Origin of the sequence: Saccharopolyspora sp. CA-218241 (assembly GCF_050954615.1) — a bacterium.
Lineage (GTDB): Bacteria > Actinomycetota > Actinomycetes > Mycobacteriales > Pseudonocardiaceae > Saccharopolyspora > Saccharopolyspora cebuensis.
In genome coordinates this window covers 4,018,183-4,031,381 of record NZ_CP191860.1, presented here as the reverse complement: position 1 = coordinate 4,031,381, position 13,199 = coordinate 4,018,183, and the positions used below count along the sequence as shown (strand labels likewise).

Below are 13,199 nucleotides of genomic sequence, written 5' to 3'. Positions count from 1 at the left end.
TGCCACCGGCCGGGTGGCGCGCTGCGCACCGAGGGTGGCCGGTCATTGACGAAACGCAGGCGGAGGTGGTTCTTTCTTCTCACCCATCGCGAAGGAGGCCACCGTGGGCAGACGTCTCGCCGCCACCTGGGTCGCGCTGCTGGTCGCGTTGACGGCGCCGGCACCGGCCTCGGCGCAGCAGGAGCAGGGCGCGACGCTGCGGATCGGCCTGCAGCAGCAGTTCGACACGCTGAACCCGTTCCTGGGCATCACCCTCGCCGCCACGGATGTCTTCCGGAACATCTACCCGACGCTGACCACCTACCGCGCCGAGGACTTCGCGGTGACGCCGGAGCTGGCGCAGCGGTGGGACCACAGCGAGGACCGGCTGACCTGGACCTTCCACCTGCGCGAGGGCGTGCGGTGGTCCGACGGCGAGCCGGTCACCGCGCACGACGCGGCCTACACCTTCAACCGGATGATGACCGATCCGGCGGCGAGCACCGCCAACGGCAACTTCGTGGAGAACTTCGCCGAGGTCACCGCGGTCGACGACCGGACGCTGGTGATCCGCACCGAGACCCCGCAGGCCACCATGCTGGCCATCGACGCGCCGATCGTGCCCGAGCACATCTGGTCCCGGGTGCCCGACGTCGCCGCGTTCCCCAACGACGAGATGCCGATCGTCGGCAGCGGACCGTTCACCGTCACCGAGTACCGGCCCGGCCAGTACCTCACGTTGCGCGCCGACGAGGACTTCTGGCGGGGACCGCCGCAGATCGACGAGCTCCAGTTCGTGCAGTTCAAGAACAGCGACGCGGCCGTGCAGGCGCTGCGCAAGGGCGACGTCGACGTGGTCCGCGGCCTGACCCCGGCGCAGTTCGACGCCCTGGCCGGGGAGCCGAACGTCGAGCAGGTGCGCGGGCAGGGGCGCCGGTTCTACGAGATCATCCTGAACCCCGGCGCGACCAACAGCGAGGGCGCCCCGATCGGCACCGGCCACCCGGCGCTGCGCGACGTGCGGGTGCGGCGGGCGATCGACCACGCCATCGACGAGCAGGTGCTGGTCGACCGGGTGCTCGGCGGCTACGGCCAGGTCGGCGGCGGCTACCTGCCGCCGATCTTCGAGGACTACCACTGGAGCCCGCCGCAGCGGCGGGCGTTCGACCCGGCGCTGGCCAACCGGATGCTCGACGAGGCCGGTTACCCGCGCGGCGCGGACGGCATCCGGCGCACCGCGGCCGGCGAGCCGCTGCGCTTCGACTTCGTGCTGCACGGCGACGAGTCCACCGACACCCAGGTCGGGCAGTTCGTCGAGCAGTGGCTGCGCGACATCGGGATCGCCGTGGAGCTGCAACCGATCTCGGACAACCAGCTCGGCGACCGCACCACGGCCGGCGACTTCGACATGGTGATCAGCGGCTGGTCGGCCAACCCGGATCCGGACTACGTGCTGCGGCTGCAGACCTGCGCGGCGCGGCCGGACCCGCAGGGCGGCGGCACCCCGGACACGTTCCTGTGCGACCCGGTCTACGACGGGCTCTACGCCCAGCAGCTCGGCGAGTTCGACCCGGCGGCGCGGGCCGAGCTGGTCGCGCGGATGCAGCAGCGGTTCTACGAGCAGGCGACCGGGCTGATCCTGTTCTACCCGAACTCGCTGGAGGCCTACCGCAGCGACCGGTTCGCCGGTTTCGACCTGCAGCCCGCCGAGGACGGTGTGATCGTGTCCCAGCAGGGTTATTGGGGCTACTACGGCGCCCGGCCGACGCAGGCCGCGATCAGCGGGGCGGGGGCACCGACTACGGCACCGCGGCGTGGGCGCTCGGCGGGGCGGTGGTGCTGATCGGCGCGGTGGTGGTGCTGGTGGTCGTGCGCAGGCGCGCGACCGCGGACAGCCGGGAGTGAGACGTGCCGGAAACGACCACCGCGCCGGAACCGGCGCCGACCGGGGCGGGCCGCCGGGGACGTGGGCTGCGCGCCCTGCGGTACGCGGCGGGCAAGCTCGTCGGCGGCGCGGTGAGCCTGTTCCTGGTGGCGGTGCTGGGTTTCTTCCTGTTCCGGGTGATGCCCGGCGATCCGGCCCGGACCATGACGCGCGGCGCCCCGGTCAGCGCCGAGCAGCTCGCCGCGCTGCGCACCCGGCTCGGCCTGGACCTGCCGCTGTGGCAGCAGTTCCTGCACTTCCTCGGTGATCTGCTGCGCGGCGACCTGGGCACCTCCTACACCTACAGCAGGCCGGTGGCCGAGCTGATCGGCGAGCGGTTCTGGCCGACGGTGCTGCTGGTGGGCACCGCGACCTGCCTGGCGGTGCTGCTCGGGCTGTGGCTGGGCACCCGGGCCGCGTGGCGGCACGGCGGCGCCTTCGACCGTTCGGCGACCTCGGTGGCGCTGACCCTGTGGTCGGTGCCGACGTTCTGGCTCGGGCTCATCGTGCTGATGGTGTTCGGCGTCGGTGCCGGGCCGATCCCGGGGCTGTTCCCGGTCGGCGGGATGTCCTCGCCGGACGCGCCGCCGGGGCTGCTGCCGCAGGTGCTCGACGTGGCGCACCACCTGGTGCTGCCCGCGCTGACGATGGTCGCGGTGATCTACGCCCAGTACCTGATGGTGATGCGGTCCTCGCTGCTGGAGGAGATGGGCGCCGACTACCTGACCACCGCGCGCGCCAAGGGCCTGCGCGAGGACCTGGTGCGGCGCAGGCACGCGGTGCCCAACGCACTGCTGCCCACCGTGACGCTGATCTTCCTGCACCTCGGCCTGGTGGTGTCGGGGGCGATCACGGTGGAGACCGTCTTCTCCTGGCCCGGGCTGGGCCTGCTGACCTACGAGGCGCTGCGGGTGCCGGACCTGCCGCTGCTGCAGGGCACCTTCATCGTGCTGGCGGGGAGCGTGATCGTGATGAACGTGCTGGCCGACCTGCTGTACCGGGTGCTCGACCCGAGGGTGCGCGAGTCGTGACCGCCACCGCGAAGCAGATCGTCCGGGCCCGCCGCCGGGCCACCGCCGCCGAGGCGTGGCGGGTGTTCCGCGCCGACCGGGGCGGGCTGCTGGGACTGGTGCTGCTGGTCGTCGTGGTGGCGCTGGCGCTGCTGGCGCCGGTGCTCACCGACGCCGGCGGGCTCGACGTCACCCGGGCGACCGGGCAGGCGTTGCGCCCGCCGAGCGCCGAGCACTGGCTGGGCACCGACGAGTCCGGCCGTTCGGTGCTCCTGCTGACCTGGTGGGGCGCCCGGGTGTCGCTGGTCGTCGGGCTGGCCGCCGCGCTGCTGTCGGTGGTGATCGGGTCGCTGGTGGGCGTGCTGGCGGCGCACTTCGGCGGCTGGACCTCGCGGATCCTGATGCGGGTCACCGACTTCTTCCTGGTGCTGCCCTCGCTGGTGCTGGCGATCGCGCTGTCCACCGTGCTCGAACGGGGGCTGGCGACGATCGTGCTGGCCATCGGGGTCACCGCGTGGCCGACGACGGCGCGGCTGGTGCGGGCGCAGACGCTGACCGTGGAGGCCCGGCCCTACATCGAGCGGTCGATCGCGCTGGGCGCCGGGCACCGGCACGTGATCGGCAGGCACGTGCTGCCCGCGGTGCTGCCGCTGGTGTTCGCCAACACCACGCTGTCGGTGGCCTCCGCGATCATCGCCGAGTCCACGCTGTCGTTCCTCGGGCTCGGCGATCCCAGCCGGGTGTCCTGGGGGTCGATGCTCAAGGCCGCGATGGACACCGGCGCGGTCACCGGCGGCGCCTGGTGGTACCTGCTGCCGCCGGGCCTGGGGATCGTGGTGGTGGTGCTGGGCTTCACGCTCTGCGGTCGCGCACTGGAAGCGGTGTTCAATCCGAGGCTTCGGGGGCGCTCGTGAGTCCGATCCTGCACCTGCGCGACCTGGCGGTGTCCTACCGGGGCGAGCCGGCCGTGCGCGGCGTGGACCTCGCCCTCGACGCGGGCGAAACCCTCGGCCTCGCGGGCGAATCCGGGTGCGGCAAGACGACCCTGGCGATGTCGGTGCTGCGGTTGTTGCCGCGCGCGGCCGAGGTCTCCGGGGAGGTCCTGCTGGACGGCCGGGACGTCCGGGCGATGTCGTTCGGGCAGCTCCGGGCGGTGCGCTGGGCCAGCGCCTCGGTGGTGTTCCAGGGCGCGATGCACGCGCTCAACCCGGTGCGCAGCATCGGCGCCCAGATCGCCGAGCCGATCAGGCTGCACGGCTCGGTCCCGGCGGCCGGGGTGGCCGCTCGGGTCGCCGAGCTGCTGGAGCAGGTCGAGCTGCCCGCGGACCGGGCGGGCGCGTACCCGCACGAGCTCTCCGGCGGGCAGAAGCAGCGGGTGATGATCGCGATGGCGCTGGCCTGCGAACCGCGGCTGGTGATCGCCGACGAACCGACGACCGCGCTGGACGTCGTGGTACAGGCCCAGGTCCTCGGGCTGCTGCGGCGGATCGTCGCCGAGCGCGGCCTGGCGCTGCTCATGATCAGCCACGACCTGTCGGTGCTGTCCACGACCTGCGCCCGGCTGGCGGTGATGCACCGCGGGCGGCTGGTCGAGGAGGGGCCGGCGCGGCAGGTGATGGCCGAGCCGGCGCACGAGCACAGCCGGGCGCTGGCCGAAGCCTTCCCGGTGGTGGGCGACCCCGGGTTCCGCTACGCGGGGACCTCGCGGCGGGCGGCCGAGCCGCGCGAACTGCTGGCCGCCGAGGACGTGCGGGTCCGCTTCCGCAGCCGGACCGGCGACGCGGTGGACGCGGTGCGCGGGGTCGACCTGGCGGTGCGGGAGGACGAGATCCTGGCCCTGGTCGGCCAATCCGGTTCCGGCAAGACCACGCTGGCCCGGACGCTGCTCGGGTTGCAGCGCCCGACCGGCGGGGCGGTGCGCTACGACGGCGCGCCGCTGCCCACCGACGGCGCCGGGCTGCGCGCCTACCGCAAGCGGGTGCAGCTGGTCCTGCAGGACCCGACCGGGGCGCTCAACCCGCGGCACTCGGTGTACGAGGCGGTCGCCGAGGGCCTGCGCATCCACGGTGCCCCCGGCGACGAGCGGGAGCGGGTCACCGCCGCGCTGGAGGCGGCCGAACTGCGCCCCGCCGAGAAGTTCTTCGCCCGGCTGCCGCACGAGCTCTCCGGCGGGCAGCGGCAGCGGGTGGTGATCGCGGGCGCGCTGGTGCTCGACCCGGAACTGCTCATCGCCGACGAGCCGGTGGCGTCGCTGGACGCCACGGTGCGCGGCGAGATCCTCGCCCTGCTGCTGCGGCTGCGCGCCGAGCGGGGACTGTCCACGATGGTCATCACCCACGATCTCGGCCTGGCGTGGAACATCGCCGACCGGGTGGCGGTGATGTACCGGGGCGAGATCGTCGAGCTCGGCAGCGTGGAGCAGGTGCTGCTCGATCCGCGGCACGACTACACGCGCACCCTGCTCGCGGCCGTGCCCACGATCCAACGCTCCCCCTGAGCGGGACGCCGCGCAGGCGCGAACCGGGTGGTTCGTCGAGGTCCGGGTTGTTCTCCGAGGTGAGGGGCACCCTTGACCAAGTATGGACCGCTTTCAGAATGATCTGCGTGGCGGTGCGGGTGGCGGAACCTCAGCGGTCTTCTCGCTGCGCCGATCGCCTCCTGATGTACCCACGACGTACACGGCGTCGGCGCTGTCCTCGCGAGAAGACCGCTGAGAACCCGCCGCGGTGCAAGCTGACGGCCGCACCGCATGCGGCTCCGCCGCATTCTGAAAAGGACCCCTAACGTGGGCAAGGGGCCCCTCACGCCAATCCCGAACGGGTGGTGGCTCCGGGGGTCCTCACCACTGGTCGATGATGGCGGGCTTGTCCGGGTGGTCGGTGCGGACGAGCAGGTCGGCGCGGTGCTGCGGGGCGACCTCGGCGGCGTAGCGCTCGAAGGCGGGCAGCGTCCAGTGCTCCTCCGGCGGCATCCTGCGCCGCAGCGCGGCGGGGGAGAGCCACAGGTGCGCGGCGAAGTCGAACGGGAGCCCGCCGAGCAGCAGCGGACCGTCCACGATGGCCGCGCCGCCCGGGTTCAGCGCGACCCTCGGCAGCCGGGGCGAGCGGTCGTGCTCGGCGTCCCAGAGCGCGGGCAGCACGCTGCCGGTGCCGCCGTCGGCCAGCGGGTCCAGCACCTCGCGGCGCACCGCGTCGAAGTCGAACCAGTCGTCGTGGAAGGAATCCGGGTCGCGCCTGCCGTGCTCCAGGCGCAGCGAAGCCGGGCGGACGTAGTCGGCCAGCCGGACCCGGACCACCTGATGACCACGAGCGCGCAGCGGCTCGACCAAGCCGTCCGCGAACGCCGCGGTGTCCTCGGACAGCGCACCGTCCACCGCGACCCGGTGCCACCGGCCCGGCAGCGCCGCGATCCGCTCGACCGCTTCGGCCGCCAGCAGCGCGGGCGTGATCGGGCGGACGTGCATGGGCCTCCTCGGTGCTGCCGGAGTCCGGTGGCGCGGCGTTCCCGGCCGAGGCTACCGGGCGGCTACGCCAGCGCGGGGCGCTGCACGACCAGGCGCCGCCCCTCGGTGTCGAGCTCGGCGACCGCGCCCAGCGGGACGGTGAGCGCGGCGGGGCAGTGCCCGAACCCCAATTCCCACAGCACCGGGACGCCCAGGCCGCCGAGCCGGTCGGTCATGGTGGCGCGGACCTGCTCGGGCGGCCCGCACTCCACCCAGGAGCCCAGCGCGATCCCGGCGACGCGGTCGAACCAGCCCGCGCGCAGCAGTTGGGTGAGGAACCGGTCGAGCTGGTAGGGGTCCTCGGTGATGTCCTCCAGCAGCGCGAGGGCGCCGTCCGGCGGCAGCGGTGTCCCGGGCGCGCCGAGCGTTCCGGCGAGCAGGCTCAGGTTGCCGCCCCAGGTGGTGCCCCGGGCGCGGCCGGGCACCAGCGAGCCCGTCGCGTCGCCGGACAGGGCGGTGACCGAGGCCGGGTCGAACAGGGTGCGGCGGAGGTGCTCGCGGGCGGGTTCGTCCTCGGCGAAGGCCTTGGTGGCGACCATCGGTCCGAACACGGTGACGAGCCCGAGCCGGTCGCCGACCAATTCGTGCAGTGCGGTGATGTCGCTGGAGCCGACGAACGCCTTGGGCGCGGCACCGGCCAGCTCCTCCCAGTCCAGCAGGTCCAGCACCCGCATGCTGCCGTAGCCGCCGCGGGCGCAGAACACCGCGCGCACCTCCGGATCGCACCACGCCCGTCGCAGGTCGCTCGCGCGTTCGACGTCGGTGCCCGCCAGGTAGCCGAGCTCGGTGCGGCGCAGGTGCTCGCCGAGCCGGACCTCCAGTCCCCAGGAACGGAGCTGGGCGAGCCCGGTGTCCAGCAGCCCGGCCGGGACCGGACCGGCCGGGGCGACCACGGCGACGACGTCGCCCGCGCGCAGCCGGGGCGGTCGGGTGCGTTCGCGGGGGCTCATCGGGCTCCTTCCGGCCGGCGGTGATCTCCGGAAGTCTCGCAGAGCCCGCCGCCGGGCGTCGCCGACGTGTTCGCGTACGGCGAACGCCGCCCCGCGTGCGCTGCATCGGCGCAGCGCAGCGCGGCCGTCGGGGGCTGCGCGCGGGGTGGTGAGGAACAAAACGGGGACCGGTCGCGCACGTCCGGCCCCGGGTGGCCTAGTGTCGGAGGTGCCATGGCTCGTGTCATCCACGTCTTCCGCCAGCCCGACCGGTTCGTCGCAGGGACGGTCGGGGAACCTGGCGAGCGCACCTTCTACCTGCAGGCCACCGAGGACGTGCGCACGGTGAGCGTCCAGCTGGAGAAGCAGCAGGTCACGGTGCTCGCCGAACGCATCGGTGCGCTGCTGGAGGAGGTCCAGCGCCGGTTCGACACCGAACTGCCCGCCGAGGTGCCCGAGGCGATGGTCGACAGCGACCCGCTGGAGGTGCCGGTCGAGGAGGAGTTCCGGGTCGGCACGATGGGGCTGGGCTGGGACGCCGAGACCGAGGCCGTGGTCGTCGAGCTGCTCGCCGTCACCGAGGAAGAGGTCGACGAGTCCGTCGTGCTCGACGACACCGAGGAGGGCCCCGACGCGCTGCGGGTCTTCCTCACACCGGAGCGCGCCCGGGCCTTCGCCGAACGCGCCGAGCGGGTGATCAACGCGGGCCGCAAGCCGTGCCCGCTGTGCTCCGAGCCGCTGGACCCGGCCGGCCACATCTGCCCGCGCCAGAACGGCTACCGCCGTTCGGAAGAGGCATAGGCGCTCGTGCTGGCCGGTGACGCACCGGCGTGCGAACTGCTGCGGCACGGCGCGCTGGAGGTCCGGGGACGCCTGGTCGAGGCGTCCAACGCGACCCTGCTGTGCGGCATCGAGCACGACGGCGTGACCGCCGAGTGCGTCTACAAGCCGGTGCGCGGGGAACGGCCGCTGTGGGACTTCCCGGACGGCACCCTGGCCGGTCGCGAGGTCGCCGCGTTCCTGATCTCGGAGGCGGGCGGCTGGGGCCTGGTGCCGCCGACGCTGCTGCGCGACGGCCCGTTCGGGCCGGGCATGGTGCAGCTCTGGGTGGACACCGAGGAGGACTCCGACCTCGTCGCCCTGGCCCCGCCGGACGACGTGCCGGACGGCTGGCGGCACGTGCTGCGCGCCGAGGACGAGGACGGCGACGTGGTCGCCCTGGCGCACGCCGACCACCCGCTGCTGCGCGACCTCGCGGTGCTCGACGTCGTGATCAACAACGCCGACCGCAAAGGCGGCCACGTGCTGCACCCGCCGGACGGCCGGGTGCTCGGCGTCGACCACGGGGTCAGCCTGAACACGGAGGACAAGCTGCGCACCGTGCTGTGGGGCTGGATCGGGCGCGAGCTGACCGCCGACGCGGTGGAGCGGCTCGGGGAGCTGCGCGCCCTGCTGGAGGGACCGCTGGCCGCCCGGCTGGCCGAGCACATCACGCCCGCCGAGGTGCGCGCCGTCGGCGACCGGATCGACCGCCTGCTGGCCGAGGCCGTCCACCCGGCGCCCTCCGGCAAGTGGCCACCGATCCCCTGGCCAGCGTTCTGAGGCGCAGCCGCTGCCACACCGAGCGCGCCATCCACAACCACCGTCAGGCAAGCCGCGGAGCCGCTTCCGCTTTGCCCCACCCTCGCAGCTTGCACCGCCGCGGGTTCTCAGCGGCCTTCTCGCGAGGACGCCCTGACGCCGTGTACGTGTTTGGTACATGAGGAAGGGCGCCCGGAGTGAGAAGGCCGCTGAGGTTCCGCCACCCGCACCGCCAAGCAAGACGAGTCCGAACCACTTGCCTGTGGTTGGTGTTTCGTGCGCGTGGGTAGGTGGGGTTGATGCGCCGTGATGAGCGGTCCTACCGGGACCGGCTGGAGACCCCGCTACCGCGCTTCGCCGATGTGCTGCGGCTGATGTGGGGCGGGATCCGATGCCAGGAGGTCGACGCCGACCTGGTGCCGGTGCTGCGCCGCGGTTTGGGGCCGGTGGCGCCCCGCGACACGGCGGTGACCTGGGTGGGGCACGCGACGTTCCTGGTGCGCTGCGGCGGTGCCGCGGTGCTGACCGACCCGGTGTGGTCGGCGCGGATCCCCGGCGTGCCGCGTCGCCTCACCCCGCCCGGTGTGGCCTTCGGCGAGCTGCCGCCGATCGACGCCGTGGTCATCAGCCACAACCACTACGACCACCTGGACGCCCCGACGATGGCCCGACTGCCGCGCGGCACCCCGGTGCTGGTGCCCGCGGGCCTGGGGCGGTGGTTCCGGCGGCGCGGGTTCACCCGGGTCGTCGAGCGGGACTGGTGGGAATCGGTGGAGCTCGCCGGTCTGGTGTTCGACTTCGTACCCGCCCGGCACTGGAGCAGGCGCGGACCGCGGGACACCTGCCGCAGCCTGTGGGGCGGCTGGCTGATCACCGGTCCGGACGGGCAGCGGCTCTACCACGCGGGCGACACCGGGTACGGCGCGCACTTCGCCGAGATCGGGCGGCGGTTCCCGGGGCTCGACCTCGCCATGCTGCCGATCGGCGCCTACGAACCGCGGTGGTTCATGCGCCCGCTGCACCTCGACCCGGAGGAGGCGGTCCGCGCGGTCGGCGATCTGGGCGCTTCGGCCGCGGCCTCGATGCACTGGGGCACCTTCGCGCTCACCCGCGAGCCCGTCACCGAGCCGCTCGCGCGCTTCCGCAAGGCGTGGCGGGACGCGGGCCGCGAGCCGGAAGGACTGTGGGACCTGGCCGTCGGCGAAACCCGGGTGCTGTCGGGCTGAGCGATCGCTAGGGTGCGCCCGCATGGACGATCTGCGACGTGATCCGCTGCCGCTGCTGGGGCGCACCGCGCTGGTGACCGGGGTCAGCCGCAGGCAGGGCATCGGGTACGCCCTCGCGCGTCGGCTCGCCGCCTACGGCGCCTCGGTGTTCGCCCACCACCACCGGCCGCACGACCTCGACCAGCCGTGGGGCGGCGACGACCTGGACGCGGTGCGCGCGGGCGTCCGGGAGCAGCTGGGGCCGGAGCAGCGGCTGGCCGACGCCGCAGCCGACCTCGCCGACCCGGACGCGCCGCGCGCCCTGGTCGAGGCGGCGGTGGCCGAGTTCGGGCACCTCGACGTGCTCGTGTGCAACCACGCCCGCAGCGGCTCGGACGGGGCGCTGGGCGAGCTCGACGCGGCGATGCTGGACGGGCACTGGGTGGTCAACGCCCGCTCCTCGATCCTGCTCGCCCAGGAGTTCGCCGCCCGACACGACGGCCGCCCGGGCGGCCGGATCGTGTTCCTGACCTCCGGGCAGCAGCAGGGACCGATGCCCGGCGAGGTCGCCTACGCCGCGGCGAAGGGCGCGCTCGCCGAGATCACCCTCACCCTGGCCGACCAGCTCGGCGACGCCGGTCTGACGGTCAACACCGTCAACCCCGGTCCGGTGGACACCGGCTACCTGGACGAGCCGACCTGGGCCACCATCGCCCCGATGTTCCCGTTCGGCCGCTACGGCCGGCCCGACGACCCGGCGCGCCTGATCGCCTGGCTGGCCACGGACGAGGCCCGCTGGATCACCGGCCAAGTGCTCAACACCGAAGGAGGCTTCGGCCGCTGGCGCCCCAGAGCCTGACCCACCACCAACCGGCGAAAGCCGCTCCCAGCCCACGCCCGCGCCAAACGGAACCACCGTCAGGCAAGCGGCGAAGCCGCTTCCGCCTTGCCCCACCTGAGCAACTCGCACCGCCGCGGGTTCTCAGCGGTCTTCTCGCGAGGACGCCCTGACGCCGTGTACGCGCTTGTACATCAGGAAGGGCGCCCGGAGCGAGAAGGCCGCTGAGGTTCCGCCACCGGCACCGGCATGCAACGGGACCACAACACTTTTCACCGCGAGAAGGCCGCTGAGGTTCCGCCACCCGCACCGCCAAGCAAAAGGACCGACCTCAAACCAGCGCTTGGTAGATGAGTTGGTGCAATTGCGACCTGATCGGATGCGTGCTCGAGGGGATGAGCTGGGTCAGGAACACCACGGTCAGGTCTTCCACCGGGTCGACCCAGAACGCGGTGCTGGCCAGGCCGCCCCAGGAGAACTCGCCGGGGGAGGCGATCACCTTCGCCGCCGCCGGGTCGTCGATCACCGCGAACCCGAGGCCGAAGCCCTTGCCCGCGTTGGCCACCTCGGAGAACGAGCCCATCGCCAGCGATTCCAGGTCGGCGCCGCCGGGCAGGTGGTTGCGCGTCATGTACTTCACCGTGCGGTCGCCGAGGATCCGCTGCCCGTCGAGTTCCCCGCCGCGCAGCAGCATCTGGGTGAAGCGGTGGTAGTCGCGCGCGGTGGAGTAGAGCCCGCCGCCGCCGGAGGCCGCGTTCGGCGGCGCGAGGGCCGCCGCCTGCACCCGCTCGTGCTGCGGGTGCGGTTTGGCTCGGCCTGTCCGGTCGGCGACGTAGAGGGAGGCGAGCCGGTCGGCGTCGTGGGCGGCCACGGCGAAGCCGGTGTCGGACATGCCCAGCGGGGCGAAGATGCGGGTGCGGAAGAACTCGTCGAGGGACAGGCCGGAGACGACCTCGACGAGGCGGCCGAGCACGTCGGTGGCCACCGAGTAGTTCCACGCCGCGCCGGGGTCGAACAGCAGCGGCATCCCGGCCCACGCGTCGCAGCACCCCGCGAGGTCGAGGTGGTCGGCCATGCCGAACTCGAATCCCGCGCCCCGGTAGAGCTCGTCGACCGGGTGCAGGTGGTGGAACGCGTAGGTCAGCCCGGCGGTGTGGGTGAGCAGGTGCCAGATCCGGATCGGCTCGGTCGCCGGGCGGGTCTTCGGCGCCCGTGCCGGACCGCCGGTGTAGACGCGGGGTTCGGCGAAGGCCGGGAGGAAGTCGGCGACCGGATCGGTGAGCTCGAAGGCGCCTTCTTCGTGGAGCATCATGGCGGCGACCGAGGTGATCGGCTTGCTCATCGAGTAGATCCGGAAGACGGTGTCCCGCTCGACCGGCCTACCGCCCGCCACGTCGCGCATCCCGTGCTGGGACAGGTGCGCGATCCTGCCGCCCCGGGACACCAGCAGCTGCCAGCCGGGCAGCTTCCCGTCCTCGACGTACCGCGCGAAGTGCCGGTCGACGCGGGCCAATCGCTGCGGGTCGAAACCCGCCTCGGCCGCCTCGACCTCGATCTGCACCGGATTCACAGCACTCCTCCCGTCGGCGTGGTCCGCGATCGTTTCTAGTCGCGATCGGCGTGCCGGGGCCAGCGATCGTGGCGCGATCGGCACCGCGGGCTAGACTCCCCGCCCCATGACCGACGACCTGCTGTCCGCGCTGTCCTCGTTGCGGGCGACCCGCTGGTTCACCGACCGGGACGTGGACGACGCGGTGCTGCACCGGGTGCTGGCGGCCGCCCGGTGGACCGGTTCGGCGCGCAACCGGCAGCCGTGGCGGTTCCACACCGCCCGCGATCCGGCGACCCGCGCCGAGCTGAGCCGCTGCGGCGCCTACGCGGCCCACCTGACCGCGGCCCCGGTGGTGCTGCTGCTGGCCCTGGACCGCACCGGCGCCGACGCCGAGTTCGACGGCGGCCGGGTGGCGCAGAACATCATGCTCGCCGCGCACCTGCTCGGCCTGGGCTGCTGCCCGGTGACCTTCTTCCCGGAGGACAACGCCCGCCGGGCCACCGAACTGGCCGGGTTGGCCGCGCCGTGGCTGGTCCGCACCGGCATCGCCCTCGGGCACCCCGCCCCGGCGCCGTCCGGCCGGTCGGCCATCCCCACCGGCCGCCTGCCCCTCGCCGACCTCTGGACCGGCGACTGAGCGGCTCACCTGGGACGAAAGGCGGGTGGCGGCGGTCGGGGC

Annotated in this window: 12 protein-coding genes; 9 read left to right on the top strand and 3 right to left on the bottom strand. The window is 73.5% G+C overall.

Translation table 11 applies throughout. From position 1 onward, the window contains the following. Positions 1-103 precede the first annotated feature (103 nt). From ACQP0T_RS19150 to ACQP0T_RS19135, 4 genes are all read left to right on the top strand, one after another. Positions 104-1,822 (top strand): ABC transporter substrate-binding protein, encoded by a 1,719-nt coding sequence (locus ACQP0T_RS19150; protein WP_433869328.1) that lies wholly within the window; start codon positions 104-106, stop codon positions 1,820-1,822. 65 nt (positions 1,823-1,887) lie between these two features. Continuing rightward, entirely contained in the window at positions 1,888-2,934 is a 1,047-nt protein-coding gene (locus tag ACQP0T_RS19145; RefSeq protein WP_369774592.1) for an ABC transporter permease, read from the top strand. Further along, entirely contained in the window at positions 2,931-3,827 is an 897-nt protein-coding gene (locus ACQP0T_RS19140) for an ABC transporter permease (RefSeq protein ID WP_345361943.1), read from the top strand. Before ACQP0T_RS19145 ends, ACQP0T_RS19140 begins: the two co-directional genes overlap by 4 nt. Next, positions 3,824-5,410 carry a dipeptide ABC transporter ATP-binding protein gene (locus ACQP0T_RS19135; RefSeq protein WP_433869327.1) on the top strand — a complete coding sequence of 529 codons (1,587 nt, stop codon included), beginning with the start codon at positions 3,824-3,826 and terminating at the stop codon, positions 5,408-5,410. The genes ACQP0T_RS19140 and ACQP0T_RS19135 overlap by 4 nt, the downstream gene beginning before the upstream one ends. 342 nt (positions 5,411-5,752) lie before the next feature. Here ACQP0T_RS19135 and ACQP0T_RS19130 read toward each other — a convergent pair whose 3' ends face one another. Together ACQP0T_RS19130 and ACQP0T_RS19125 are read right to left on the bottom strand one after the other, a co-directional pair. After that, positions 5,753-6,376 carry a uridine kinase gene (locus tag ACQP0T_RS19130; protein WP_345361937.1) on the bottom strand — a complete coding sequence of 208 codons (624 nt, stop codon included), beginning with the start codon at positions 6,374-6,376 and terminating at the stop codon, positions 5,753-5,755. Between the two features lie 62 nt (positions 6,377-6,438). Beyond that, a complete protein-coding gene (locus ACQP0T_RS19125) occupies positions 6,439-7,365 on the bottom strand; it encodes a S66 peptidase family protein (RefSeq protein WP_433869326.1) in 927 nt (308 codons plus the stop codon). Positions 7,366-7,578: 213 nt separating this feature from the next. Between ACQP0T_RS19125 and ACQP0T_RS19120 the strand changes: the two genes are divergently transcribed. The 4 genes from ACQP0T_RS19120 (at position 7,579) to ACQP0T_RS19105 (ending at position 10,989) form a co-directional block, all read left to right on the top strand. After that, positions 7,579-8,145 (top strand): DUF3090 domain-containing protein, encoded by a 567-nt coding sequence (locus ACQP0T_RS19120; RefSeq protein ID WP_345361931.1) that lies wholly within the window; start codon positions 7,579-7,581, stop codon positions 8,143-8,145. Positions 8,146-8,151: 6 nt separating this feature from the next. Next, positions 8,152-8,946, top strand: coding sequence for an SCO1664 family protein (locus ACQP0T_RS19115; protein WP_433869325.1), 795 nt, complete (start codon positions 8,152-8,154; stop codon positions 8,944-8,946). A gap of 278 nt (positions 8,947-9,224) precedes the next feature. Further along, complete coding sequence (locus ACQP0T_RS19110; RefSeq protein ID WP_433869324.1) at positions 9,225-10,151, top strand: MBL fold metallo-hydrolase; 927 nt, start codon at positions 9,225-9,227, stop codon at positions 10,149-10,151. 22 nt (positions 10,152-10,173) lie between these two features. After that, complete coding sequence (locus ACQP0T_RS19105) at positions 10,174-10,989, top strand: SDR family oxidoreductase (RefSeq protein WP_433869323.1); 816 nt, start codon at positions 10,174-10,176, stop codon at positions 10,987-10,989. Between the two features lie 310 nt (positions 10,990-11,299). Here the strand turns inward: ACQP0T_RS19105 and ACQP0T_RS19100 are convergent, their stop codons facing one another. Then, complete coding sequence (locus tag ACQP0T_RS19100; protein ID WP_433869322.1) at positions 11,300-12,538, bottom strand: serine hydrolase domain-containing protein; 1,239 nt, start codon at positions 12,536-12,538, stop codon at positions 11,300-11,302. 106 nt (positions 12,539-12,644) lie between these two features. On the opposite strand from ACQP0T_RS19100, the gene ACQP0T_RS19095 reads away from it, so the two are divergent. Next, positions 12,645-13,157: a nitroreductase family protein gene (locus ACQP0T_RS19095; RefSeq protein WP_433869321.1), complete on the top strand. Its 513-nt coding sequence runs from the start codon at positions 12,645-12,647 to the stop codon at positions 13,155-13,157. Positions 13,158-13,199: the final 42 nt, after the last annotated feature.